Source organism: Rubinisphaera margarita (assembly GCF_022267515.1).
In the GTDB taxonomy this organism is placed as follows: domain Bacteria; phylum Planctomycetota; class Planctomycetia; order Planctomycetales; family Planctomycetaceae; genus Rubinisphaera; species Rubinisphaera margarita.
The window spans coordinates 48610-72816 of the sequence record NZ_JAKFGB010000010.1; the positions used below are offsets into that span (position 1 = coordinate 48610).

Annotated in this window: 19 protein-coding genes; 12 read left to right on the forward strand and 7 right to left on the reverse strand. The window is 58.4% G+C overall.

Annotated elements, in window-relative coordinates:
- Nucleotides 1–86 precede the first annotated feature (86 nt).
- The 5 genes from L1A08_RS07405 (at nucleotide 87) to L1A08_RS07425 (ending at nucleotide 6110) form a co-directional block, all read left to right on the forward strand.
- Entirely contained in the window at nucleotides 87–1340 is a 1254-nt protein-coding gene (locus L1A08_RS07405; protein WP_238755689.1) for a lactate racemase domain-containing protein, read from the forward strand.
- A gap of 98 nt (nucleotides 1341–1438) precedes the next feature.
- Nucleotides 1439–2248, forward strand: coding sequence for an inositol monophosphatase family protein (locus tag L1A08_RS07410; protein ID WP_238755690.1), 810 nt, complete (start codon nucleotides 1439–1441; stop codon nucleotides 2246–2248).
- Nucleotides 2249–2584: 336 nt separating this feature from the next.
- Nucleotides 2585–4597 (forward strand): phenylalanine--tRNA ligase subunit beta, encoded by a 2013-nt coding sequence (gene pheT / locus L1A08_RS07415; RefSeq protein WP_238755691.1) that lies wholly within the window; start codon nucleotides 2585–2587, stop codon nucleotides 4595–4597.
- A gap of 38 nt (nucleotides 4598–4635) precedes the next feature.
- Complete coding sequence (locus L1A08_RS07420) at nucleotides 4636–4971, forward strand: MazG nucleotide pyrophosphohydrolase domain-containing protein (RefSeq protein WP_238755692.1); 336 nt, start codon at nucleotides 4636–4638, stop codon at nucleotides 4969–4971.
- Nucleotides 4972–5201: 230 nt separating this feature from the next.
- A complete protein-coding gene (locus L1A08_RS07425) occupies nucleotides 5202–6110 on the forward strand; it encodes a hypothetical protein (protein WP_238755693.1) in 909 nt (302 codons plus the stop codon).
- Nucleotides 6111–6137: 27 nt separating this feature from the next.
- Here L1A08_RS07425 and L1A08_RS07430 read toward each other — a convergent pair whose 3' ends face one another.
- The gene (locus L1A08_RS07430; RefSeq protein ID WP_238755694.1) at nucleotides 6138–7061 is read right to left on the reverse strand and encodes a mechanosensitive ion channel family protein; all 924 of its coding nucleotides are present in this window, start codon (nucleotides 7059–7061) and stop codon (nucleotides 6138–6140) included.
- A 182-nt stretch (nucleotides 7062–7243) separates the two neighbouring features.
- Between L1A08_RS07430 and L1A08_RS07435 the strand changes: the two genes are divergently transcribed.
- On the forward strand, nucleotides 7244–9034 hold the full coding sequence (locus L1A08_RS07435) for an arylsulfatase (protein ID WP_238755695.1): 1791 nt from the start codon (nucleotides 7244–7246) through the stop codon (nucleotides 9032–9034).
- A gap of 733 nt (nucleotides 9035–9767) precedes the next feature.
- On the opposite strand, the gene L1A08_RS07440 is transcribed toward L1A08_RS07435, so the two are convergent.
- Nucleotides 9768–11807, reverse strand: coding sequence for a prolyl oligopeptidase family serine peptidase (locus L1A08_RS07440; protein ID WP_238755696.1), 2040 nt, complete (start codon nucleotides 11805–11807; stop codon nucleotides 9768–9770).
- Between the two features lie 347 nt (nucleotides 11808–12154).
- Between L1A08_RS07440 and L1A08_RS07445 the strand changes: the two genes are divergently transcribed.
- Entirely contained in the window at nucleotides 12155–13195 is a 1041-nt protein-coding gene (locus L1A08_RS07445; RefSeq protein ID WP_238755697.1) for a hypothetical protein, read from the forward strand.
- A gap of 155 nt (nucleotides 13196–13350) precedes the next feature.
- Here L1A08_RS07445 and cls read toward each other — a convergent pair whose 3' ends face one another.
- Nucleotides 13351–14772 carry a cardiolipin synthase gene (cls, locus tag L1A08_RS07450; RefSeq protein WP_238755698.1) on the reverse strand — a complete coding sequence of 474 codons (1422 nt, stop codon included), beginning with the start codon at nucleotides 14770–14772 and terminating at the stop codon, nucleotides 13351–13353.
- Nucleotides 14773–14898: 126 nt separating this feature from the next.
- Between cls and L1A08_RS07455 the strand changes: the two genes are divergently transcribed.
- Nucleotides 14899–15546, forward strand: a complete 648-nt coding sequence (locus tag L1A08_RS07455) for a Maf family protein (protein WP_238755699.1) — start codon at nucleotides 14899–14901, stop codon at nucleotides 15544–15546.
- Here the strand turns inward: L1A08_RS07455 and rfbC are convergent.
- Nucleotides 15528–16079, reverse strand: coding sequence for a dTDP-4-dehydrorhamnose 3,5-epimerase (gene rfbC, locus L1A08_RS07460; protein ID WP_238755700.1), 552 nt, complete (start codon nucleotides 16077–16079; stop codon nucleotides 15528–15530). The two genes, L1A08_RS07455 and rfbC, sit on opposite strands and share 19 nt — an antisense overlap.
- Before the next feature lie 111 nt (nucleotides 16080–16190).
- On the opposite strand from rfbC, the gene L1A08_RS07465 reads away from it, so the two are divergent.
- The 3 genes from L1A08_RS07465 (at nucleotide 16191) to L1A08_RS07475 (ending at nucleotide 19057) form a co-directional block, all read left to right on the forward strand.
- Nucleotides 16191–17285, forward strand: coding sequence for a S1C family serine protease (locus L1A08_RS07465; RefSeq protein WP_238755701.1), 1095 nt, complete (start codon nucleotides 16191–16193; stop codon nucleotides 17283–17285).
- A 337-nt stretch (nucleotides 17286–17622) separates the two neighbouring features.
- Complete coding sequence (locus tag L1A08_RS07470) at nucleotides 17623–18030, forward strand: hypothetical protein (RefSeq protein WP_238755702.1); 408 nt, start codon at nucleotides 17623–17625, stop codon at nucleotides 18028–18030.
- A 43-nt stretch (nucleotides 18031–18073) separates the two neighbouring features.
- Nucleotides 18074–19057: a DUF1559 domain-containing protein gene (locus L1A08_RS07475; RefSeq protein ID WP_238755703.1), complete on the forward strand. Its 984-nt coding sequence runs from the start codon at nucleotides 18074–18076 to the stop codon at nucleotides 19055–19057.
- A 201-nt stretch (nucleotides 19058–19258) separates the two neighbouring features.
- Here the strand turns inward: L1A08_RS07475 and L1A08_RS07480 are convergent, their stop codons facing one another.
- The 3 genes from L1A08_RS07480 to L1A08_RS07490 all read right to left on the reverse strand — a co-directional run bounded on the left by L1A08_RS07480 (nucleotide 19259) and on the right by L1A08_RS07490 (nucleotide 22786).
- The gene (locus L1A08_RS07480; RefSeq protein WP_238755704.1) at nucleotides 19259–20164 is read right to left on the reverse strand and encodes a sugar phosphate isomerase/epimerase family protein; all 906 of its coding nucleotides are present in this window, start codon (nucleotides 20162–20164) and stop codon (nucleotides 19259–19261) included.
- A gap of 56 nt (nucleotides 20165–20220) precedes the next feature.
- Complete coding sequence (gene zwf / locus L1A08_RS07485; RefSeq protein WP_238755705.1) at nucleotides 20221–21786, reverse strand: glucose-6-phosphate dehydrogenase; 1566 nt, start codon at nucleotides 21784–21786, stop codon at nucleotides 20221–20223.
- A gap of 151 nt (nucleotides 21787–21937) precedes the next feature.
- Nucleotides 21938–22786, reverse strand: a complete 849-nt coding sequence (locus L1A08_RS07490) for a SirB1 family protein (protein ID WP_238755706.1) — start codon at nucleotides 22784–22786, stop codon at nucleotides 21938–21940.
- Between the two features lie 421 nt (nucleotides 22787–23207).
- On the opposite strand from L1A08_RS07490, the gene L1A08_RS07495 reads away from it, so the two are divergent.
- Complete coding sequence (locus tag L1A08_RS07495) at nucleotides 23208–24002, forward strand: SDR family NAD(P)-dependent oxidoreductase (RefSeq protein ID WP_238755707.1); 795 nt, start codon at nucleotides 23208–23210, stop codon at nucleotides 24000–24002.
- The last annotated feature ends 205 nt before the right edge of the window (nucleotides 24003–24207 follow it).

Here is a 24207-nt window from a genome sequence, read left to right on the forward strand (position 1 = left end):
TCTGGATCTCTGCTAATTTAACCCGCTTGCAGGGAACGGTTTGGGACGTTCCATCGGAAACCAATCGACAGAGAGTGAAGAAGACCATGGCGTCGTCGACTGCGGAAGGTGTGCGAACAACGATGTCCGAAGACGAAGTTCGGACCTGGATCGCCGAGAATGTGAAGTTGGAAGACTTCGTCGGCAAGACCGTGCTCATGATCGTTCCGGACGCGACCCGCACCGCGCCGCTGCCGCTGCTCTTCGACACCCTGCATAAGATGCTTAAACCCCGCGTGGAAGCGCTGGATGTGATCTTCGCGCTCGGCACTCATCCGCCAATGTCGGAAATGCAGATGTGCGATCTGCTTGGCATTTCGGAGAAAGAACGTCAGCGGCTCTTCTTTCAGCTCGGGCTCTACAACCACGAGTGGGACCGCGAAGAGATGCTGACTCAACTCGGCGTCCTCACCGAAGACGACACCTACGAAATCTCCAACGGTCTGATGCGGGAAGAAGTCCCGGTCAAAATCAACAAGCGGGTCCTCAATTACGACATGCTGTTCGTCGTCGGCCCCGTCTTTCCGCATGAAGTGGTCGGCTTCTCCGGCGGTAACAAGTACTTCTTCCCCGGCATCTCCGGCCCGGAAGTGCTCAATTTCTTCCACTGGCTCGGGGCTCTCATCACGAATGCCTCGATCATCGGGGTGAAGGACACTCCGGTCCGCCGCGTCGTCAACAAAGCCGCTTCACTCATTCCGTGTGAACGTCGGGCAATGACGTTCGTCGTCGCGCCCGATGCCAGCCTGTATGGCATGGCCTACGGCACCCCGGAAGACGCCTGGCACGCCGCAGCCGATATTTCTTCGGAAGTGCACATCAAATGGCAGGACAAGCAGTTCAAGCAGGTCCTGTCCTGCTGCCCGCTGATGTACGACGAACTCTGGGTCGCCGGAAAGTGCATGTACAAGCTGGAGCCGGTCGTCGCCGATGGGGGCGAGCTGATCATCTACGCTCCGCACCTCACCGAGATTTCGATCACGCACGGCGAGCTGATTCGCGAGATCGGCTACCACGTTCGAGATTATTTCGTGAAGCAGCCGGACCGGTTCTCCCATATTCCTCGCGGCGTGCTTGCTCACTCGACTCACGTGCGTGGCGGCGGCACCTATGAAGACGGTGTCGAGAAGCCGCGCGTGCAGGTCACGCTGGCTTCGCAGATTCCGCCGGAAGTCTGTGCCGAGATCAACCTCGGCTACCGCGATCCCGATACGATCGATGTCGAATCGTTCGCCAACCGGGAAGACGAAGGGATCCTGCTCGTTCGTAAAGCGGGCGAACACCTGTACCGAACCCGCTGATTCGGTATGATTCTGGCCCGAAAGCCGCGACCACGCCGGCTCTTCGCTGAGAGTGACTAAACTGATTCCCCGTTCTGAATCTTGAATTCATCGATAAAATGCCGAATCCCGCATATCAGTCCCGCCTTGAGTTCGCCCTCGATGCCGCCGAACAGGCCAGGACTCTGATCCTGAAGTACTACCAGAATCAGGAACTGGCCGTCGATTCCAAGAAAGACAACACGCCGGTCACCGAAGCCGACCGTGGAGCCGAACTGCTGATCCGCGAACTGCTCGCCAGGAGCTTTCCGGACGACGGCATCCTCGGCGAAGAGTTTCCGGAAACCCCCGGCAAGAACAACTTCCGCTGGATCCTCGATCCGATCGATGGCACGAAGTCGTTTGTCCACGGCGTCCCCCTCTTCGGCTGCCTGATCGGTCTGGAAGAAGTCGGCGAGGATGGCGAACGAAACTGTGTGATGGGCGTCTGCGGCTTCCCGGCTCTCGATGAAGTCGTGTATGCGGCGAAGGGTTCGGGGGCGTGGTGGAAGATCAAATCGGCCGATCCGATCCCGGCGAAGGTTTCGAGTGTCGACAACCTTGAAGAAGCCTGCTTCTGCACCACGAACGTGGCCCGCTGGGAACAGCTCGGACTCGGCAAGCCGTATCACACCCTCTGCAACCGCGTCCAACTGACGCGCGGCTGGGGCGACTGCTTCGGGCACATGCTCGTCGCCACCGGACGGGCTGAGATCATGGTCGATCCGGTCCTCAGCGAATGGGATGCAGCCGCCCTGCTCCCGATTCTCGAAGAAGCCGGCGGCCACTTCATCGATCGCGACGGAAAAGCCTCGATCTACTCCAAGAACGGAATCTCGATCAACGCGGCTCTGAAGGATCAGTTCCTGGAAATCATGAACGACCGGTAAGAATTCGACGGGTGCCATGCCCACGCTCGCGTGGGCATGGGTGTCCAGGACGCCCCTCGGAGACGACGTAACGACATTCGAAAACGCATCGGCATGCTTGCCCTGCTGACGCGATGCAAGCATGGCACCCCGGTTCGGATTCCAGGCCCGTAGGGTCCGCTGTGCGGACGCGGATTGTGTGAAGAATACAAAGACAACATTCCTTGTTTCCGACCGATCCAAACATGGTGAATGAACAGCATTTCTGAGCGTGCACCCCGAACTTCAAGATTCACGCGGGTTCCGCGTCCGCACAGCGGACCCTACATTTGACCTCGAACAAAAACACGATAAGCCATGATTGTCAGCTGGAACTGGTTAAACGACTACGTCGACCCGAAGTGCAAGGCCACAGAAGCCGCTGAGCGGTTGATGATGTCGGGGCTGAATCTCGAAGAGATCATGCCGCGGGATAACGACTCGGCCATCGATCTGGAAGTGACGAGCAACCGGGCCGACTGCCTCGGGCATATCGGCGTCGCCCGCGAACTGGCCGTGCTGTTTCAGAAGGATCTCAACATCCCGGCAGCCGAGATCGCGCCGGTCAGTGACAAGACCGAGTCGGTCACGTCGATCGAAAATCGCGTGCTCGATCACTGCCCGCAGTATGAAACCCGCATCATTCGCGGCGTGAAAGTCGGCCCAAGTCCCGACTGGCTGAAAACGCGACTCGAAGCTCTCGGTCTGCGATCGGTCAACAACGTGGTCGATGTCACCAACTACGTGCTGCTCGAATGTGGCCAGCCGCTGCATGCGTTCGATTTCAATCTGCTTGATGGCAAGAAGATCGTCATCCGCATGGCCGAGAAAGGCGAGAAGATCGAAGCGATCGACGGACGCATGTACGAGCTTGACGAGCAGACCTGCCTCATCGCCGATGCTTCCCGGCCCGTTGCCATTGCCGGCGTGATGGGTGGCAAGTCGACCGAAGTGACCGAGCAGACGACCGATCTGCTGATCGAGACGGCCAATTTCGCTCCTCTGTCGGTTCGCCGGACCGCTCGCAAACTCTCGCTGTTCAGCGATTCGTCGTTCCGTTTCGAACGAGGCGTCGATGTGCAGCAGATCGACTGGGCGAGCCGCCGCTGTTGCGAACTGATCGTGCAGGTTGCCGGCGGCGAGATCCTCGACGTTCCGCTGATGGCCGGGAACTTCGAGCCGAAGCCGGAAGAACCGATCACGCTTCGCTTCGCGCAGATCAAACGCATCCTTGGCGTCGACATCTCCGCCGAAACGAGCCGCGATATCCTCAAGCGACTCGGACTGAAAGAACTCGAAGCTGACAACGAACAGGCGAAGTACGTCGCCCCGACCTGGCGAGCCGACCTGACTCGCGAAGCCGATCTTCTCGAAGAAGTCGCCCGTATTCATGGGTACGATCAGATTCCGGAAGACGTGCCGCCGCCGGTGAAGGCGACCGCAAAGTCGCGGCAGGACCGCACGACCGATCTTGTGCATCGCACGCTCAACGCGGCTGGCTTCTACGAAGCGATCACGATGAGCTTCACCTCGACCGAACAGGCAGCCGCCATCAATCCGCAGCAGATCGTTTCCCGGCTGCAGGTCGAGCACTCGTCACGGAAAAAAGAGAACGTGCTGCGTCCGTCGCTGATTCCAAGCCTGCTGGTCTGTCGCCGGGCCAATGAGCGAACCGGTTCGAGCGGAGCGCAGCTGTACGAAATCTCGCGGGTCTTCACCGATCTGAACGAAGCCGGAGCCGTGCAGCCGCTGATGATCAGCTGCGTCACCAGCCGGGGCTTCTTCGAGTTGAAAGGCATCCTCGAACGCCTTGTCCGCGAGATCAACGCGGAAGCAAAACTCGTGGCCGAGCCGTGTAACGACGCCGGCTTTACTCCGGGCCGCGGAGCAAAACTGCTCATCAACGGCGAGCACTGGGGATGGATGGGCGATGTCGCTCCCAGGACGCTGCAGCAGTTCGGGCTCAAGGAAGAAACGTGTGCGGCTGAGCTGCATCTTCAACCATTGATTGAGTTGCTCGAACTCGCTCCACAGGCTCAGGCGCTGCCCCAGTTCCCGGCGATTGAACGCGACTTCAACTTTCTGCTCGAAGACAAAGTCAGCTGGCAGCAGCTGGCCGACGCGATTCGCTCCTCGGGCGGTTCGCTGCTCGAAGACGTTGAGTTCGTCAGCGAGTATCGCGGCAAACCGATTGAAGCCGGGAAGAAGACCTATCTGGCACGAGCCGCGTTCCGGGCGGAAGATCGCACGCTGACGGGCGAAGAAGTCGACGCCACCCACGCAGCGATCGTTTCCCGCTGCGAATCCGACCTCCATGCCGTGCTGCGATAACGCTCGCTTCTCGAACTCGATCTTTGAGCTGAACTTTCATGACCGATAACGCTCCGACTGACACTCCCAAAGATCTGACCGTCCGCGATCTGCAGCAGATGATTCAGGCCATGTTCGGGCACAAGGATTCCCAGCGGGGCATCGACGGGACCTTCATGTGGTTCATGGAAGAGGTCGGCGAACTGTCCGCTGCCCTCCGCTCCCGCAACCCGGAGGAACTCAAGGGCGAGTTCGCCGATGTCCTCGCCTGGCTGGTCACGCTGGCTAACCTGACCGATATCGATCTTGAAAACGCGGTCGCCGAGAAGTACTGTCGTGGATGTCCCCGGTGTCACGCCGTTATCTGTGAGTGTCACCTGTCGAAGAAACCGTAAGGGTCGCAAGACCCGTTTCGCGGGTTCTCAGGGGCTCTGTTCTTCGGAGAAATATCGTCAAATAGCACTTCGCCCACGGCTGCGCCGCGCCGAAAGAATCTTTCGGGGCCACCCCTGTCGGTCAGGTTGACGATCCTTCGCCCGGGGACATTCTTCTGAACTGACACGGAAATCTTCCACAAGCGGCCGGCTACAAACTGGTCTCACTTTGCTTCCAGATCGGGAAGTTCATGGCCACCGCGTCAAAGAAAAAGCGTTCGGACGAAAACGTCGTCTTCGCCCCGGAAATGCGGGTCACGAAGTACGACCGAGTCAGCTCCGGGCTCTCGGCTCTCGTCTTTGGCCTCATTGTCGCAGTGCTTGCTCTGGGCGGAGCCTGGTTGATGAACCGGCCGAAGCAGGAAGATGAACCGGTGCCGGTCGAGCTGGTCGAATTCCCGGGGGGTGTCGATGACGGAGCCGTCGACGAGACACTGCTGGTCGAATCGCCTGAAGATCCGGTTCCCGATGCTTCTCAGGAAGAAATCCAGGAGGAGATGCAGACCGAGGAGATTTTTGAAACGGTCACTGAACTGGCCGATGTGTCTGCTGATCAGCTTCTGCGACAATACGAAACCGATGCCCAGTCGAGCGGGAAAGTTGGCAGCCGGGAAGGATCGGGACGCCGGGCCCTCGGCGACGCCGGTGGCGAGTCGGGCGTGCCGCGGGAACAACGCTGGTACATTCAGTTCGCCAATCAGCGGGACATCGACGAGTACGGCCGCCAGCTCGATTACTTCGGCATCGAACTCGGCACGATCCTGCCGGACGGGACTTTGGTCTATCTCTCAGACCTCAGTCAGCCGACTCCGACCGTGCGTCGAACGACATCGGGGCGCGGCGAGAACCGGATGTATATGACCTGGCAGGGCGGCCAGCTGAAATCAGCCGATCAGACCTTCTTCACCAGAGCCGGCATTCCCGTATCCGGGGGACGGGTTCTGCACTTCTATCCGCCCGAGACGGAAAGCCAGCTCGCCCAGCTGGAACGGGACTACGCCAATCGTCGCCCCGACGAAATCCGCCGCACGTATTTCGCCGTCGACCGCGTCCGCAGCGGCTACGAATTCCGCGTGAACCGCCAGTCGTACTTCCGGTAGTCCGCTCGCCTCCGACGGCCTCCTCCACTACCCCGGCTGTTTGACGATATTGATATCCCGGGTCGGATACGGAATCGTGAAGCCGCGGTCGTCGAAGCCGGTTTTAATTGCTTCGAGGAGTGTCCAGCGGATGTCCCAGTACTCGGAGGTCTTCACCCAGGGACGAACGATGAAATTCACACCGCTGTCGGCCAGTTGATCGACGGCGATGAGGGGAGCGGGATCGTCCAGAATGCGGGGCTCTGCGGCGAGGGTTTCTTCGAGGAACTGACGGACTTCACGAAGGTTATCGTCGTAGCCACAGGTGACGACCAGGTCGATGCGGCGGAGTTCATGAGCCGCATAGTTGGTGATGTTGTTCGATGTGATCGAACTGTTCGGCACCACAATCCGTTTGTTGTCCGGTGTTCGCAGGACGGTGTTGAAGATCTGAATCTCTTCAACAATGCCACTCGTCCCTCCGGCTTCGACATAGTGGCCGACCCGGAACGGGTGAAACAGAATCAGCATGATGCCGGCGGCGAAGTTCGAGAGCGAATTCTGCAATGCCAGACCAATCGCCAGCCCGGCGGCAGCAATCGCGGCGGCAAAGGTGGTCGTATTGACGCCAACCCGTTCGAGAGCCGCCATGATGACGAAAACGATGAGAATCCAGTAGACGATGCTGCGGGCGAACTGAATCAGCGTGTTGTCGACATTGGCCCGCCGCATCGCAGTCGCGGTCAGCGACGTCAGCCAGCTGGCGATGATTCGCCCGATGAGAAAGATGAGCAGAGCCGCCACGATATTGAGCAGAATCGTCGGGCCGTGCTCGAAGGCGTAGTCCTTGATGCTGAGCGCCCACGTTGTCGCTTCGGTCAGGCCGTCGACAGGTACCTCCTCGGTCACGGTGGTCGTGGTCGCGGGAGGACCTTCCGAAGATTGAGCCAGAGTCAACAGCGAAGGCCACATGGCGATTCCTTTCGTAGATGGTTCTGAGGAAGATGATCGCGTCAGATCTTAGTGGATCGCATTTTCTTCTGTTAACCTCAGTTCGCCAGACTTCGCGAAACAGGACCGTTCATTCGACGGATGAACGCATCAATTGTTATGATTGCGTCTCCGTCTTTTGCCGTTTCAGAGGAGTTCCGCTCATGAAATCGTCCCGTCTCTTCCTGCCGGTTCTGGCCTGTCTGTTCGTTTTCGGTGCACTGGCATCACAGACTTTGATGGCAGCCGAGCGTCCCAACGTGGTCATTGTGATGACCGATGACCAAGGCTACGGCGACCTGTCCTGTCATGGGAACCCGGTGCTGAAGACCCCGCACATCGATGAGTTGTACGGCGAGTCACTCCGGTTGACTGACTACCACGTCGCGCCCACATGCTCACCCACCCGCTGTGCGTTTCTCACTGGCCACTGGACAAACCGGACCGGCGTCTGGCATACGATCATGGGCCGTTCGATGCTGCGGGAAGATGAGGTCACCCTCGGTCAGCTGTTCAAAGATGGCGGCTATGCGACAGGAATGTTCGGCAAGTGGCATCTCGGCGACAACTATCCGTATCGCCCGGAAGACCGGGGCTTCACCGAAGTTCTTCGTCACGGCGGGGGTGGAGTCGGACAGACGCCCGATTACTGGAACAACGCTTATTTCGATGGTTCTTACTGGCACAACGGCGAGCCGACTCCCGTGGAAGGCTTCTGCACCGACGTCTTTTTCCGGGCCGCGAAGAACTTCATCAAAGCTCAGAAAAAGGCCGACCAGCCCTTCCTGGCCTACATTGCTACGAACGCCCCGCACGGCCCGATGCACGCTCCACCAGAAGCGAGCGCCCCCTATAGCGACCACAATACCGGTCTCGCCAACTTCTATGGAATGATCGCCAACATCGATGACAACGTCGGCCAGCTCCGCGAGTTCCTCGACGAGGAAGGACTCACCGACAACACGATCTTTATCTTCACAACCGACAACGGGACGTCGAGTGGAGCTAAGATCTTCAACGCCGGCATGCGAGGCTCCAAGGGGAGCGAATACGATGGCGGACATCGCGTGCCGTTCTTCCTGCACTGGCCGAACGGCGGCTTCGCAGAGAGCCGCGACGTGACTGAGATCACCGCGCATGTCGATATCGTGCCGACCCTGCTGGCCATGTGCGGCGTGGAAGCCCCCAGCTCACTGAAGTTCGACGGCATTAATCTGCTGCCGATGCTGAAAGACAGCTCCGCTCAGTGGCCCGACCGGATTCTCGTGACCGACTCACAGCGGGTGAAAGATCCCATCAAGTGGCGGAAGAGTTCCGTGATGACGAACCGCTGGCGGCTCATCAATGGGGAAGAGCTCTACGACATGAAGAACGATCCGGGACAGAAGAGCGATGTCGCGTCCGCTCATCCCGAGGTCAAAGAGCGGCTGCGTGAGTTCTACGAAGACTGGTGGGCCGAGCTCGAGCCGACCTTCTCGCAGTCAACGCCGATCTATCTGGGACACGAAGCCGATAACCCGGCTCGCCTGACATCCCACGACTGGATCACAACCCGACTGACACCCTGGAACCAGCAGCACATTCGCAACGCCTACAACGGCAAAGAGAACACCGGCTTCTGGAATGTGAAAGTGGTCGCCGACGGCACCTACAAAATCCGACTCCGACGCTGGCCGGAAGAAGCGGACAAAGCAATCTCGGCCTCTCTGCCCCCGGGCGAGGATGTCCCCGGTGTGAAGCCCTTCCGAGCGACGCCGGGAAAAGCGATCAACCCTGAGAAAGTGACGCTGCAGATCGGCGACACGACCGAAACCCAACCGGTCGACGGCAGCAGGAAGGAAGTCACCTTTCAACTCCCGTTGAAAGCCGGCACGACAACCATGTCCGCCCTCTTCACCACAGCCAATGGAGAAGAGTACGGGGCGTACTACGCCTATGTGGAGAAGATCGACTGACCTATGGTTGGTGGCTGGCCCAGACGTGTACGTCTGGGTGACGAAGTCACAGGAAGATGCGGTTCATCGCTCGAAGCTTCTGGAACGTCAGGGGTCGCCCCGATTGATGCAACCAGGGTGGCGGAATCACAAGAGGTGCGTCAACGTGCTGGCAATTCAAATCGATCTTTGAGACCTCTTGCCGACTGCGTCGGCCCCGGTAGCGGAGCAACCGGGGCTACCCAACTCTTGACCATAATCAGCCCGAATCGTAGTAGAACGCTGGTCAGCGCCCTCTTGTGGCTGGCAACGTGGGATTTCTTGCGGCGAGTTTTCTACCACTCAACGACTGTCTCATTATCGAGACATGTCATAAAGACCTGGCGACGTAAGTTCCCTCGCCCCCCGTGGGGGAGAGGGTTAGGGTGAGGGGGAAATGCGGGTGACATGCTCCACGGGCCGTTGATTCTCATATGTATGGAGTATCGCTGGTTGATCGCCCCCTCATCCGCCCTTCGGGCACCTTCTCCCCCTAAAGGGGGCGAAGGGACATGATGTGCGTGAACATGAGAGATGCATTGGCTACTACCCCATCTGTACCAGAACTCTTTGAGCAATAAATCCCGCGTCACGTGCCACTCAGACGCACGCGTCTGAGCCAACCGTTTTCTGTATCAGACCTGCAGATTGAGAGTCCTGCTCAACGAAAAAGCCCGGAGTCGTCTGGCCCCGGGCTTTTCTCTTCCGATCAGTCTTACGGCTTCCACTCTTCATCAAAGAAGCCGGCTTCAATCACCTTGCCGGGCCAGAGAGCGTTCGGTTCGGTGTCGAGGTTAATCACGGCCCAGTCGGGCAGCTTCGGAACCTGGCGGGCATTGTTGAGGTAAGCATACTCGCGATAGGTGAAGCCGCTGTTGAGGACGACGTATCGCTCGGGATTCTCGGGGTTGGGATAGATCAGCACCGGAGCGTGGTTGGCAGCCGGGGCGGACTGGCCGTTCATCGTCACCGTTTCCTTCGTCCACTGAAGTGGAAGACGATCAAGAACCTTTCCGAGATAGCTGTTGCTCGACGGTTCGCCGAACAGGATCAGATTTGAGTTCTGGATCTGCTCTTCGGTCAGTTCCGAATCGTTGACGACGATCGCATCGCCGCGGAACTGTCGCCGCCATTCGGCGATGGCCCGTTCCTGCTCGGCTTTGGCCCAGGCCTCCGCTTTCTCATTCCAGCTCTCGCCGGTCGGCGCGACGATGACGAACGAATCCATGAACGCATCGTCAATCGGCCCCTGCAGTCCCGGCTTCTTGCGGAGTCCGTCAGCGGGGATCGGTCCCGATTTCCATTCACGTCCGCTGCGATGCAGTTCGACACTCCACGACCGATCGGTTTCAGGCCGCTCAAGCGTCAGCTTCTGAATCGTGCTCCCGCGTGGACCGCGCGACTGCAGCACGAGAGTCACGTTGCGATTCGGCACGAACGGGCATTCCCCGGCGTCGAATGTCAGTTTCAACCCGGTGACTCCGGTCTGCGTCAGTTCGATCAGGCTGTCTTCGGGAACCAGCCGAACTTTGACTTCGGCCTCTTCCCAGTGCTCTTCGAGCCCGGTGAGGGTGAGCCACTCGACTTCGTTGTATCGGAGCGTATAGGTGGCGAACCACAGCGTTTCACTCGGCTGGGGAGGGACCTGGGCTGACAGACTGTCGAGCTTCGCGGAAATGATCTTCTTCGAATCGGGGTGAATCGAGTGCTTGGTTTCCGGGCCGATGATGTGGGTCAACAGGAGTTGTTCCTTCTTCAGGGCGGCTTCCATGATATCGGCGGCCTGCTTCTGGATGTCGAGTTCCCCGCTGTAGGCAATCGTCGGCAGCTGATACAGATTCACGGCGTATCCCGGGCAGTCGTACATCCGCCAGAGTTTCTCTTCGTACCAGGTCGGTTTCAGGTCTTCCTTCTGGAAGATCTTCAGAAACTCCGGCGTCTCCGAAAAACCGGCTCCCGGATTGGCTGCGAAGAACAGTCCCGGATAATGCACAGCCATCTGCCAGCAGCCGGCTCCGCCCATCGAGAATCCCCGCACGGCGATCCGGCTCTCATCGATGCGGTAGTTCTCTTTTGCATGCTCCAGAGCTTCGAGGACATCGATTTCGCCAGCGAGTTTGAACGCGTTGCAGTACCGCCCGAACGGATGCAGAACGATCGTATTCTCCGGCTGATACTGCCCCGGCTTCGTCATCCGCTGATTGATGAACGGCGTTTCGGTCACCTTTTCCCCACGCCCGTGGAACCACAGATCGAGCCGCACGCGGTCCTTCTGACCAAAGGAATAGTCGTGCGGAATCTCGAGACCGTACGGCTGCACGGTCCGATCGATTTTCGAACGATAGCCGCGAACAACCAGTCCGGTCTGCGTGGTCCAGGGAGCTTTGCCTTCGAGCAGCGACTCGGCTCGTCGGATGCCTTCGGCCAGCACCGACTTCGCGGCCTTGATGTCGCCGGGCGAGAACAGCTCGCCATGTTCAACATTCTGCCGAACTGCCCGGGCGAAGATTTCGACATCGGGCAGCAGCTTCGGCGTACGGGAATCCCGACGTTCTTTCAACTGGGCGATCAGTTCATCGAGTCGACCGCACTCCTCGAGCAGTTCACGTCGGTCCGCATCTTCCAGCACGATGCCGGTCGGAGGAACCGGGCGGACATTGGCGGGCAGATTATCAGCCGGTCCATCTGCGGCAGCCGGACTGGAAAAGTTGAGCAGAATCAGCAGAAAAGCAGGAATTGCCGCAAGAATTTTCACCGGGGGAGTCCTTTCAGAGCGCGGGCGGGAGGTTTCCGTACGCAAGCAAGCGTTGATGCGTAAACTCTAGCGAGTCCTTTTTGGGATTTGTACTCAGCCCAGTGTCCGCATCTGCAGTGAAAATGGACTTGAGGGGAGAATTTCTGAACCGCAGATTCGGAGATTCCGATACTGATGACTAAAGGCTGCATCTCAGCCAGCGCTCCGGCGTGACAGGGCCGCACACCGCAGTTGGTAAAAGTCCACGTCGAGGGGACTCTCGACGATCAATAGATGAGAGTTGGGCGGTCACTCTCATACGACGGTACGACCCGCCGTCTTCACACTCTCACGGAGGGGAGAACAGGATGCTATCACCAGTACTTCGCGGCGTGGCATTCGCCGCCGCCGTGTTCTGTTGCAGTGCAGCAGTTCACGCGCATCACATTCCGGGAACCGGAACCAAGTCCACCACCCAGAGCGACGATTTCGAATCTGGGAACTGGCAGTTCAACTACAATCACCCGAAGAGCAGTCGCGAACAGGATGAGCAGGTTCGCGGACCATTGGCGTTCTCTTCGAACAAGAAGTGGCGTGAAGGCCCCAAGCGGGGAACTCCCGACCATGTCGTCCGCGTCGACACGCCGCGGGGTGGAATTGAAGGCAGCAAGTACTCGCTGTCGCTGAAGTCGCTGCACACCGGGATTCCGGGACGAGTGACGAACGAACAGCAGCAGGACGACCTGCTCATGCACACTCGCCCGGTGCCGGTTTCCTGGCTGCCGAGTTGCGTGGTTCGCGTTTACCTGCCGGAATGGGATCAATGGGAAGACCGGACCGGTTCTCACTTCGGGATCCGTGCCGACCTCCGCACAACGACGATGAAGGAAGAGGAAGTTCCGCTCATCGATCCTCGTGCCCGCGACGGCGGACGCAGCAAACGCGGCGGACTGTTCGGACGCCTGTTCCGCACCGCCATGGTCGAAACCACCGAGCCGTACTGGCCGGGGATGTTCATTCAGTTCCACAGCAAGACCGACTCGCGCTTCAGCCGCGACTCGGCCATGGTGATCGTCCGTGGCGACAAGACCGGAAACGTGATTCCCGGTCCGGCCATCAACGAGCCAGGCTGGTGGACTTTCGGCATGTCGTTCACTGGCGACGGAGCTGTGCATTTCTACGCCAGCCCGGGTGTGGATGACCTGACTCCCGAAGACCACATCACGTCTCAGTTCCCGTACGGCTATCAGGCTCACACGTTCACGACGATGTTCTTCAACAACGTGAACAATGACGACGGCCGCACGTGGTCCACCGAATTCGTCATCGATGATCCAGAGATCTACTACGCCGCCGGATCCGGCAACAGCAGTCGCTCGGCGAGCTCGTCAGACCGCAGCCGACGCTAGTCTCTGACATCGGTCAGCGATTACACAGAGCGAAAATGGGGCGCAGGGCACGGCTTTCGAGCCGTGCTCTGTACTTTTGCGCGGCCCCCCTCTGCTCCACGCACACGGTTCGGGACGGGAGTGTCCCGTCCCCGTCGTCAGGCTTGCCCTGCAGTCTACAGCAGTGGAGCAAGCAGACGGGCGACCGCTTCGCCGAAGTTCTTGACCAGGTGACGCTCTTCCCATTCGGCGTGCGTCAGCGGAACGGCTTTTTTCAAATAGGCCTTCTGCTGTTGAGAGACCGTTTCGACGGTCGCTTCATCGAACAGAATCAGGTTCAGTTCCAGATTCAACGAGAACGAACGGATATCCATATTGCTTGTCCCGACCAGCGCGAACTGCCGGTCGATGGTCAGCGTCTTGGAATGCAGTAGCCCCGGCTTGAACAGGAAGATCTCGACGTCCATCTCCAGCAGTTCGGCGTAGAACGACCGCTGAGCGGCACTGACGAGAATCTGATCGGACCGTTCGGGCAATACGAGTATCACGCGGACGCCCCGCAGGCGGGCCACTTCGATCGCCTGCATTAGGGAATCATCCGGCACGAAGTAGGGTGTCGTGATCGTGACCTCTCGGCGCGCCTGATACAGCATGGCCACGATGAGCCGATGCAGGTTGAGCGTGCGATAGGTCGGTCCACTGGGGAACAGCTGCATGCTGTGGTCCCCTTCATCATGTGGGTGCGGGAAACACTCGTGCTTGTCGAGCTGAATATGCGTTTCCGCGAACCAGTCCGTGAGGAACACCGACTGCAACTGCAGCACGATCGGCCCCTTGAGGCGCATCATGAGATCGTGCCAGATTGTTCGTTTCGTGCCGTAGTCAGAATTCACGATGTTCTGACTGCCGGTATAGGCAATCTTGCCGTCGATCACGACCAGCTTCCGATGGTTCCGCATGTCGATGCGATGAAACCGGCGGCGAAACAGGTTCACCGGCAGAATCGGCCAGATCTCAACGCCGGCCTCTTCCAGTCGCTGGGATTGTGTGCGAATGAAATTCCCCGAGCCGACCGCATCAACGAGCACTCGACAATGTACGCCCCGTTTCTCAGCGTCGACGATGGCATCAGCCATCCGTCTCCCGGTCTCGTCGTTCCGCCAGATGTAGAACAGCAGGTGAACGTTGACTTCGGCCTGCTCAATATCGGCGATAATGCGATCGATGGCTTCATCCGTGTCATCGATCAGCTCAAAGTCATTGCCGGTCACGGCTGGCATTTCACCCAGCTGAACCGAGAGGCAGTGCCGCGACTGCCGTTCTGTGAGTGGTTCCGGATCGATACAGTACTTGTGCAGCAGCGGCCAGATATCGAGCTGAAGCGTCCGACGTCGGCGGGCATGTTCGGCGATACGACGACGTGGCAGCCGGTTTGAGCCAAAAATATAGAGCAGAATGATGCCCACAAATGGCTGGAAGGAGACGATCGCAATCCACGCCAGAGCCGCCGGAGGGCGGTACTTCATCGCTATGACCGGAATGAACAGCAGACGAACAATCCACTCAATGAACAGAAAGAATGCGGAGTATTCTTGCATGGAGGGAATCGTTCCAGGTCGATCGGGCGGGCCAGTTGCGTTCAGCTCTTCGGAAAGCGCAGTCTAGAACCGATTATTCTACAATCCAGAGGTGAACTGAAAACTCCCGATACAAATTCCACGAACATGCACGACTTTTCCCATTGCCAGATTGTCCTGGGGTCCAGCTCCCCGCAGCGAAAACTCCTGCTGGAAAGCCTTTTCCCGGAAGCGAATGTGCGGATCGTTCCGCCCGACAATCCCGACGAACTGGAGTTTACGGGCTCGAAGAATCTGTTCGCCATCATGCGTCAGCTCTCTCAGATCGCTCGGACCAAGAGCGAAAACGTGACATCGCAGTTACTGGATCCGACCGCAACATACGTGCTGACCGCTGACACGGTGATCTTTGTTCCCGATGACTTCGACACATATCTGGTGCTGGGCAAGCCGCCCGAAGAAGATCGCGACGGCGTCGTCCGTGCCTGGTTCCTCGACCACTACCTGGGGAAGACGCATCACGCCATGACCGCGATCTGTCTCCGTGTTCCCGGTGGCACAGTCCACGAGGCGTTTGTCAAAACCGCGGTCTCCATGGAGGTCGCTTCCGAGGAAATGGTCGACTGGTACCTCTCCACCGGAGAGCCGGCCGGCAAAGCGGGCGGCTACGCCATACAGGGACTTGGCAGCATCTTCGTTTCGAGTATCCAGGGAAGTCTGAGCAACGTCGTCGGGCTGCCGCTGCGAGAAACGCGCGAGTTGTTCGAGCGGGTCGTTCAGAACGGCGATTCGTAGATGTCGGCCTGCGAAAACGAAGTCCCGCCGCGATCCTTCTCCGAGAGAATCGGAGCCCTCTGAAGGGGCCAGTCGATCTTCAGATCGCTGTCGTCCCAGAGCAGAACCCGTTCGTCGACCGGGTTGTAGATCTCCGTGCATTTGTAGAAGAAATCGGCCGTTTCCGACTGCACATAAAAGCCATGCGCAAACCCCGGCGGCATGTACAGCTGACGGTGATTGTCTTCAGTCAGCTCGGCGGCGAACCACTGGCCGAACGTCGGCGACCATTTGCGAAGATCGACGGCGACGTCGTATACACTGCCCTGCACGACCTGCACCAGCTTGCCCTGAGGCTGTGAGAGCTGATAATGCAATCCCCGCAGTGTGCCCTGGCGTGACCGCGAATAGTTGTCCTGGACGAACTCCAGATCGAGACCGACTTCGGCATAACGCGGCTTACGGTATGTTTCCATAAAGAAGCCTCGGGAGTCGCCGAAGACATCCGGCTCCACAACGACGCAACCTTCCAGTGGCGTGGGGACAATTTTCATCTTCGAGGCAATTCCGATTGAAATCCGCGAACCGTTGCAGTGCAATAGAGTTTGCTCACCCCTAACAACGCCAGGAGATTCGCGAATCCGATGTTGATGAGAACCGAACCGATGAACGTTTCGCTCCGCATCTTGCTTGCTCACCTGTTTCGGGTCAATGCAATTCTCCTGCTCCTCGTCTTTTGTTCGCCATTGCTGGCCGAAGAGACCGGGACGGCGAGCCGGAGCAAACAGAAATACGAAGGCATTCCCGCTCAGGCCCTCAAATCGATCGATCCGAGAATCGATCCCCTCCCCTTCGATGAGCTCCCCGAATCGCTGGAAGACCTGCAGAAGCTCGAGGAGATTACTCTTAAGCTGACGTCGGACTATCAGGCCGCAACCGTGAACATTCAGGTCGGCGGCGGACAGGGCAGCGGCGTGGTCGTCAGTCCCCGCGGTCATATTCTCACGGCTGCTCATGTGGTGGGAGAAGCAGGCAACTCCGTGATCGTCGTCTTCAACGATGGTCGCCGTCATCGGGCGACCGTGCTGGGAGTCAATCCGTCCATCGATTCAGCCATCGTGAGGCTCGATGGTCGAGGTCCGTACGAATTCGTTCCGATGGCGACCAACGAGTTTACGCAAACCGGTCGCTGGGTGATCGCGATCGGGCATCCCAACGGCTACGAATCCTCGCGGCTGCCCGTCGTGCGACTCGGACGGGTCATTACCACAACCTCGAAAACGGTCCAGACCGATTGCTCGCTGGTCGGCGGCGATTCCGGAGGCCCGCTGTTCGATCTGAGCGGACGCGTGGTCGGAGTTCACAGCCGGATCGGCGTGAGCAACAGCTTTAACTTTCACGTGCCGGTCGAGGTTTACCTGCGTGACTGGGCCGACCTGACGTCCGGTGAAGCCGAGCTCGATGACGAGGATGCTCCGCAGCCGGAACCGGCTCGCAAAGCCTACCTCGGCATTCGCGGCCGAGACGCCGCCAATGCGGGACTCATGATCAGCGAAGTCACCCCCGACGGCCCCGCGGCTACGGCCGGCCTCGAACGTGGCGACATCATCGTCAAATGCGACGACGAACGCGTCCGTAACTTCGCCGCCCTCGTCAAGTTTCTGAAAACAAAGACTCCCGACGACAAGATCACCATTACCGTCGAACGGAACGGACGCGAGAAAGCGTTCAAAGTGACGCTGGGCGCGACGGAACTGTAGACAACAGTTCTAAACGAACTCGCAAAGGATCTCAATTTCTCTCATTTCAAACCCGGCCCCTCTCGAATTCCGGGATCGCTACAGAGATCCACCCGCTCGCACTTTCCTGCAGAAATCCACAGTTTCTTCAAGAAATACAGTCTCTTCTCCGGCCGGAGATGAACAAACATGACAATTCTCATGTTCTAACTTGTTAATATGTTGTGCTGAAAAATAACTTAGTGTATCTTCGCTGAGCACACTCCTGGCAATTATTTCAGGATCACTCGATTGCAGGTGCTCACATCCGGCTCGTTCCGTTGCCCGGTCTCCATTTTCTCGCATTGGAACTCTTCCAGTGAAACGCCACGTCACGCTGCTCGCCCTGTCTCTGGTTTCAGCTCTTGTTCTGAATGCTGTCGGCTGCGGAGGGACACAGAGCGCGGGTGCCACCGCTTCCGGAACGGTCACTGTCAGCGGACAACCGTTGACCCGGGGCCTGGTCCAACTCGTGCCTAAAGGGGGAGGACCGTCTTCGTTCGGGACAATCCAGGAAGATGGATCGTTTCAGGTGGCCACCACCGCTGGTGTTTCCGGAATCGAGCCGGGCGAGTACGGGGCTTACATCGACTACGCCGTGGAGGATGGCGAATCACTTCCATTCCATCGCAAATACACATCAGAAGTCGATTCGGGCCTGACATACACGATTCAGGAGGACCAGGACAACGTTCTGGCAATCGAGCTCGAAGGGCCTGATAAATAAGCCTGCTTTCTCTTCTCCCTTTCCATTCCCAATGAGGTGCTGCATGAAGGACTATCGCTCACGTCCGGGGTTCACACTTATTGAACTCCTCGTCGTCATCGCAATCATCGCCATTCTGGTCGCACTGCTGCTTCCGGCCGTGCAACAGGCCCGCGAGGCGGCCCGTCGGTCATCCTGCAAGAACAATCTGAAGCAGATCGGACTGGCGCTTCACAACTACCACGACACGCACAACTGCCTGCCCATTGGGGCGATGAACCAGAACCCCAACTCGCTGCACGTTCGTGCTCCCAACTGGGCCTGGAATGCGCATCTGGCTCCGGCCATGGAACTTTCGGCTTCCTACGATGCGCTGCGAGTCGGCGAAAATCCGATGGCCGCGTTGTCAGACTCTCGCAAAGCGATCCTGCAGACCCCCGTTCCGGCATGGCGCTGTCCCTCGGACGTGGGGCCGGACATTCAGGAAGACTTTGTCGATCGACAGGCTCACGATCTAACCAACACCGTGGATGTCCCGCTGGTGACGATGAACTACGTGGCCGTGAACAGCGCGGGCAACATTCGTCCCAACGCCGACAACGACAACGACGGCATTCTCCGCGAAGTGAACGATGACGCGACCGGCGCGTTCTACCGCAACAGCAAAATCCGCTTCCGCGACATTACCGACGGCCTGACAAATACGCTCCTCGTGGGAGAACGAATTTACCAGAAGTCAGACAATTCAAACAATCGCCCTGGCGCTGGGACCGGATGGTTGAGCCCGGGAGCGGACGGCAGTCACAATTCGAAGATGGCCGGCACACTGGGAAGCGGTTTTCGCAAATTAAACTGTCCGGAGAACGCCGAGTGCCGTCGTGCTTTCCTCAGTAACCACCAGGGAGGTGTGCAGTTCGTCCTGGGAGATGGCTCCGTCCGCTTCCTGAGCGAAAACATCGAGCACGACACCGGCGGTGGAACGAATGAAAACTCACTGCTCGAATACCTGCTCTCCATTCAGGATGGCAATGTGGTTGGCGAATTCTAGAACATGTTCATGCTTCTCCCGCAGTCGAATGGACGTCAATCCCCTGCTCTGCTGAGTTAGCTCCTGCAAACATCTGCAGTCGATCCTGAATTTGCTCGAGAACAGATCGCCAAACGGCACTAAGTCCACTGGAGTTGTTCAAAAGAAAAACCGTCGCAGGGAATCTCCTGCGGCGGTTTCTTGTTGAGACATTCAATAGGTTTACAGCAGCCCCTTCAGCTGATCCAGCCACTCCGGAATCGCTTCGCGGGGTGGTTCGGCGGCTTCGTATTCGAGGGCGACCCAGCCGCCGTAGTTGGCGTTCTTGAGAACGTCGACAATGCGTCCGATATCGGCGGGCACTTTCTTGTCGTTCTGTACGATCTCGACCTTCACCTGAGCGTTGACCGCGTACGGAGCGATCCTGGCCAGTTCGGCATAGACATCTTCGAAGTTGCGGAAGTTGCCGGAGTCGAAGTTCACGCCGAACCAGGGGGAATCAACCGCCTTCACGATCTTCAGCATGTCTTCCGGCTCAGCGGTGATGCCGCCGTGGTTCTCCAAAGCCAGGAAGACGCCGTGCTTCGCGGCGATTTCACAGGCGGTCTGACAGGCAGATGCACAACGCTCAATCGCCTCTTCCGGAGTGGACCCTTTGGCCACTTTGCCGGCGAACACGCGAATGGCCGGAGCGCCGAGCTGAGCGTAAACCTTGATCCATTTTTCGACGTGATCCAACTCGGCCTGCAGCTTGTCGGGATCGACACAGAAGTCGTTGCGGATCGCTCCCCCGGAAACACTCACTCCGGCGACCTGGCAATGCTGCTTCAGCTTGAGGACGTACTCGTCGTCGAAGTCTTCCGGGAAGTAGTACGAAGTCAATTCCGCGCCCGGCACCTGTTGTTCGCGACAATAGTCGACGAAATCGAACAGCGTCATTTCCGCCTGCTCACCTTTGGAGCCGGTCAGTTCCTTGCGGAAGGAGTATGCGGCCAGACTCAACTTGAGTGGTCCCGGCTGCGCACGATCGAAAGGATCAATCGCGAACGCGGGACCAGTCAACAGCGAGCCGGCGGCCAGGGTGCCGACTCCAGCCAGGAAATGACGTCGGGAGATGGACTCTTTCATCGGAGCAGATCCTCAATGGCGGAAGAGAGACGTATGGAAAGCGGGATTGAGAACTCTTAATGCGGCTGCTTCTTGAAACTCGGCGTCCGCCATTCTCGACCTTCGCTCGTCATCAGGCGATCAGCGGCATCCGGTCCCCAGGTTCCGGCGGGATAGAACTCGGGATCCTTGTGCCGATTTTCCCAGTGATCCAGCACCGGCGTGACAAACTGCCAGGCGGCTTCGAGTTCATCGCTGCGGGTAAACAGGGTCGAATCACCCCGCATCACGTCGAGCAGCAGGCGTTCGTACGCCTCCGGCAAATCAATCTCGAACGCATCCTGATAAGCGAAGTTCATCGTCATCGGATGAATCTGATACTGCATGCCCGGCCGCTTGGTCGAACACTGGAGCATAATGCCTTCATACGGCTGGATGCGGAAGACCAGGGTATTCTGCTGAGCTTCGACCAGAGCACACATATCGCCATCGCACTCAACGGTCGAAAACAGATTCAGCGGCGGCAGCTTGAACTTCACCGCGATCTCGGTCCCCCGAGCCGGCATTCGCTTACCGGTCCGCATGTAGAACGGAACGCCTTCCCAACGCCAGTTATCAATGAAGGCTTCCATCGCCACGAACGTTTCCCGACGGGAGACTTCAGGAATTCGATCTTCCTGTCGATATCCCTTGAGGACATTCCCGTTGACCTCGTTGGCGGTGTACTGTCCCGGAATCGCCCAGTTGTCGATGTTCTTCGGATCCCCCGGACGCAGTGCCTGCAGGACCTTCAGCTTCTCGTCACGAATGTTCTCGCCGCGAAACAGCGAGGGCGGCTCCATGGCAATCAGACAGAGCAACTGCAGCACGTGATTCTGCAGCACATCGCGGAGAGCACCCGACTGGTCGTAGTAGCCGCCGCGACCGCGTTCCATGCCCTGAGACTCGGCCACGGTGATCTGCACATGATCGACATGATTGCGATTTAGCAGCGGCTCGAAGATCGAGTTGCCGAAGCGGAACAGCAAGATGTTCTGAACCGTTTCCTTCCCCAGGTAATGGTCGATGCGATAGATCTGCTTTTCGGCCAGCAGCTTGCCGAGCGCGGAGCTCAACTCCTGCGCCGATTCGAGATCGTGCCCGAACGGCTTCTCGACCACGACACGCAGCCAGTTCTCGGCGTACGGTTCCGGAATCATCCCGGCTCGGTCGAGTGCTTCGATCGATGGGAGAAACAGGCTCGGAGCCGTCGCGAGATAGACGACCCGCTGCCCGCCGAGGCCGTGCTGTTCTTCGAGTTGCTCGAGCGAGACTTTCAGGTCATCAAACTGCTTCGGTTTCTGCAGGTCGACTTCACGGTAGTGGACCCGCTGGGCGAATGTGTTCCAGTCCGCCTGCGTCACTTCGCCGGTTCGCGACGAGGTTCGCACGGCTTCGAAGAGTTCATTGCGGAACGATTCGTCCGACTTTTCGCGACGGGCAACACCGACAATCTGAGTCTTGTCGGGAAGATAGCCGGTCTTCCACAACGTGTAGAGAGCCGGGATGAGCTTGCGGGCCGTCAGGTCGCCGGAGGCTCCGAAGATGAGAATCGTCGACGGATGGGCCAGTTCGTCCGGCGGAGTCGAAGCGGTGGAGTACATAAGCTGTGCCTGATTGAGTCGCTGGCGTCTGAAGCTGGCCGAACAATCAAGCGCGAATCGAACGACACGATCAGACGAAATTTGAGAGTCCCAACGCAGTGGGGGCGTTCAGCTTAACGCTTCTCAGGCGGCTTGTCAGCAATCGCAGCGTTCAATTCCAGCGGGTGATTTCACTGAACGCCAGAGCGATCTGGCTTCGCAATGTCGGCTGCTCGTGTTCGGGAGCGGTCGAAACAATCCGCCGCAGCATCGCCAGAGCTTCGCCGGGATACCCGGCCTTCAGCGAAATCAACGCCCGATCCCGCCGCGAGGCGTATTGAGACGGGTTGAGCAGCAGCAGCCGGTTCTGAATCCGCAACGCGTGCTGCCACTTTTCCTGCTCGATGTAAAGCACCTTCAGATTGTTGAGCATGCGGGTCACGATCGTGCGATGACTGACCGCTTTCATGCCCGACTTTGCATCCCGCCGTGACACATCGGCAATTGCCTGGACCCAGTCGAGACATTCGTCGTACTGCATATACCGGCCCGGCGTGAAGGCATCGAGAAAGACCGGCCCTTCGATGGTTTCCATTCGCGTGAGAAAATGGGACGGAGCAGCGACGCCGTGAAGGTCGATCCCGGATCGGTGTGCCACCGCCATGTAGAGGACGGAAAGACTGATCGGGATTCCCCGACCGGTTTCGACCACGCGATTGAGAAACGAGCCATCGGCGTGAAGGAAGGCCCGATCATCACCCCGGAGGCCGTGCTGATGTCCGAGAACTTCGGCGAGGTATTCGATCTGCGAGAACGGCTTCTGGAAGGAGAACGTCTTCTGACGAATCTCGTCGGCCCGCTCGTCGATCCACTGCAGAGTCTCGTCGAACTCAAGATCCGGGAAGTAATCGCGAGCAAGCTCAAGAGCCGCTATCGACAGATCCACTTCCTCATGCCGATCACAGAGCTTCAGAAACTCTCGATCCTCGACAAATTCGCGACGTATTTCGTGAAGGTTCATCGGTCCAACCGAATCCTGTTCAATCCCTGATTTGTCGTGGAACGGACTTCGCAAAACCCGACGGTTCGGGCTCCGCAGCCGTTCACTCCGCGTATCGAAATCCTACCCCGGCACAGGTCCAAACACAATCGGAGTTTCCACTTCACGGCGTCTTCCCCAATCCCTTTCCGAACTGGTTATTGCATCGCCAGTTAGGCGATTGGAAAAACTGCAGACAGAAGTCCTTCCGAACAATTCCTTCCCATTGACGGCTGCGAGACTCAACCGAACGGAAAAATGAACATCTCGGAGCCGACATCGACGCAGCGTCGCTATTTCACCGGCTCGACAGCAGATTGCCCCCTTGTCTGTCCTCTCTTGCGGGAGACAATCAGAAGAGAACCAGCATGGACAGTCACCACGAGATTCAGAAGGAGTTCCAATGAAGATTGATCTGACGGGAAAAACGGCCATCGTTACCGGATCGACTGAAGGGATTGGCAAGGCAATCGCGAAAGGCCTGGCAGAATGCGGAGCCCGGGTTGTGATCAACGGGCGAAAACCCGACAAAGTGGAAGCGACTGTTCAGGAACTGGCGAAGGAAATCGATGGAGGGGAGTTCACTGGTGTCGCCGCTGATCTCGGCACGGCTGCCGGTTGCGAGGAACTCGTTCGAGCCGTACCCGAGGCCGATATTGTCGTCAACAACGTCGGCATCTTCGGACCGCAGGATTTCTTCGAGGTTGAAGACGAAGTCTGGCAGCAGTTCTTTGATGTCAACGTCATGTCTGGAGTGCGTGTCTCCCGAGCCTATCTGCCCGGCATGAAGAAACGGGGCTGGGGCCGCGTGATTTTCATCTCCTCGGAATCGGGACTCAACATTCCCAAAGAGATGATCCATTACGGCATGACCAAAACCGCGAACATCTCGATTGCCCGCGGGCTGGCCAAGCAGATGGCCGGGACCGGCGTCACCGTCAATTCCGTGCTCCCCGGCCCCACGCTGTCCGATGGCTTGGTCGAAATGATTGAGGACGATGCAAAGAAAGCCGGCAAGTCGGTCGACGATTATGCCCGCGACTTCGTCATGGAAGCCCGTCCCGGCAGTCTCATCCAGCGACCGGCGACCGTGGAAGAAGTCGCCAGCATGGTCGTCTACGTCGCCTCGCCGCTCGCCTCCGCCACCACCGGAGCCGCCCTCCGCGTCGACGGCGGCGTCGTCGACACAATCGCCTGACGACACTTCGATTGTAGATTATCCTCCCACGGGGAGGCTGGTATTTGATGAGGCAGTTATAGAAGCTCGGCGTCTGTTTCAGCTGGGGCTGTCTCCAACCTTTGCGAACGCCAAACTGCAGGCTCCCACGGCTGTGCCGCCCCGAAAGAATCTTTCGGGGCCACCCGGGTTGACCATCTTTCGAGGCGATCCGGGTTGATCATCT

What these genes read in the sequence shown, in the direction of transcription:
- L1A08_RS07405 (WP_238755689.1), top strand. Translation starts at nt 87, where the DNA reads ATGGCGTCGTCGACTGCGGAAGGTGTGCGAACAACGATGTCCGAAGAC.
- L1A08_RS07410 (WP_238755690.1), top strand. Translation starts at nt 1,439, where the DNA reads ATGCCGAATCCCGCATATCAGTCCCGCCTTGAGTTCGCCCTCGATGCC.
- pheT (WP_238755691.1), top strand. Translation starts at nt 2,585, where the DNA reads ATGATTGTCAGCTGGAACTGGTTAAACGACTACGTCGACCCGAAGTGC.
- L1A08_RS07420 (WP_238755692.1), top strand. Translation starts at nt 4,636, where the DNA reads ATGACCGATAACGCTCCGACTGACACTCCCAAAGATCTGACCGTCCGC.
- L1A08_RS07425 (WP_238755693.1), top strand. Translation starts at nt 5,202, where the DNA reads ATGGCCACCGCGTCAAAGAAAAAGCGTTCGGACGAAAACGTCGTCTTC.
- L1A08_RS07430 (WP_238755694.1), bottom strand. Translation starts at nt 7,061, where the DNA reads ATGTGGCCTTCGCTGTTGACTCTGGCTCAATCTTCGGAAGGTCCTCCC.
- L1A08_RS07435 (WP_238755695.1), top strand. Translation starts at nt 7,244, where the DNA reads ATGAAATCGTCCCGTCTCTTCCTGCCGGTTCTGGCCTGTCTGTTCGTT.
- L1A08_RS07445 (WP_238755697.1), top strand. Translation starts at nt 12,155, where the DNA reads ATGCTATCACCAGTACTTCGCGGCGTGGCATTCGCCGCCGCCGTGTTC.
- cls (WP_238755698.1), bottom strand. Translation starts at nt 14,772, where the DNA reads ATGCAAGAATACTCCGCATTCTTTCTGTTCATTGAGTGGATTGTTCGT.
- L1A08_RS07455 (WP_238755699.1), top strand. Translation starts at nt 14,899, where the DNA reads ATGCACGACTTTTCCCATTGCCAGATTGTCCTGGGGTCCAGCTCCCCG.
- rfbC (WP_238755700.1), bottom strand. Translation starts at nt 16,079, where the DNA reads ATGAAAATTGTCCCCACGCCACTGGAAGGTTGCGTCGTTGTGGAGCCG.
- L1A08_RS07465 (WP_238755701.1), top strand. Translation starts at nt 16,191, where the DNA reads ATGAACGTTTCGCTCCGCATCTTGCTTGCTCACCTGTTTCGGGTCAAT.
- L1A08_RS07475 (WP_238755703.1), top strand. Translation starts at nt 18,074, where the DNA reads ATGAAGGACTATCGCTCACGTCCGGGGTTCACACTTATTGAACTCCTC.
- L1A08_RS07480 (WP_238755704.1), bottom strand. Translation starts at nt 20,164, where the DNA reads ATGAAAGAGTCCATCTCCCGACGTCATTTCCTGGCTGGAGTCGGCACC.
- zwf (WP_238755705.1), bottom strand. Translation starts at nt 21,786, where the DNA reads ATGTACTCCACCGCTTCGACTCCGCCGGACGAACTGGCCCATCCGTCG.
- L1A08_RS07490 (WP_238755706.1), bottom strand. Translation starts at nt 22,786, where the DNA reads ATGAACCTTCACGAAATACGTCGCGAATTTGTCGAGGATCGAGAGTTT.
- L1A08_RS07495 (WP_238755707.1), top strand. Translation starts at nt 23,208, where the DNA reads ATGAAGATTGATCTGACGGGAAAAACGGCCATCGTTACCGGATCGACT.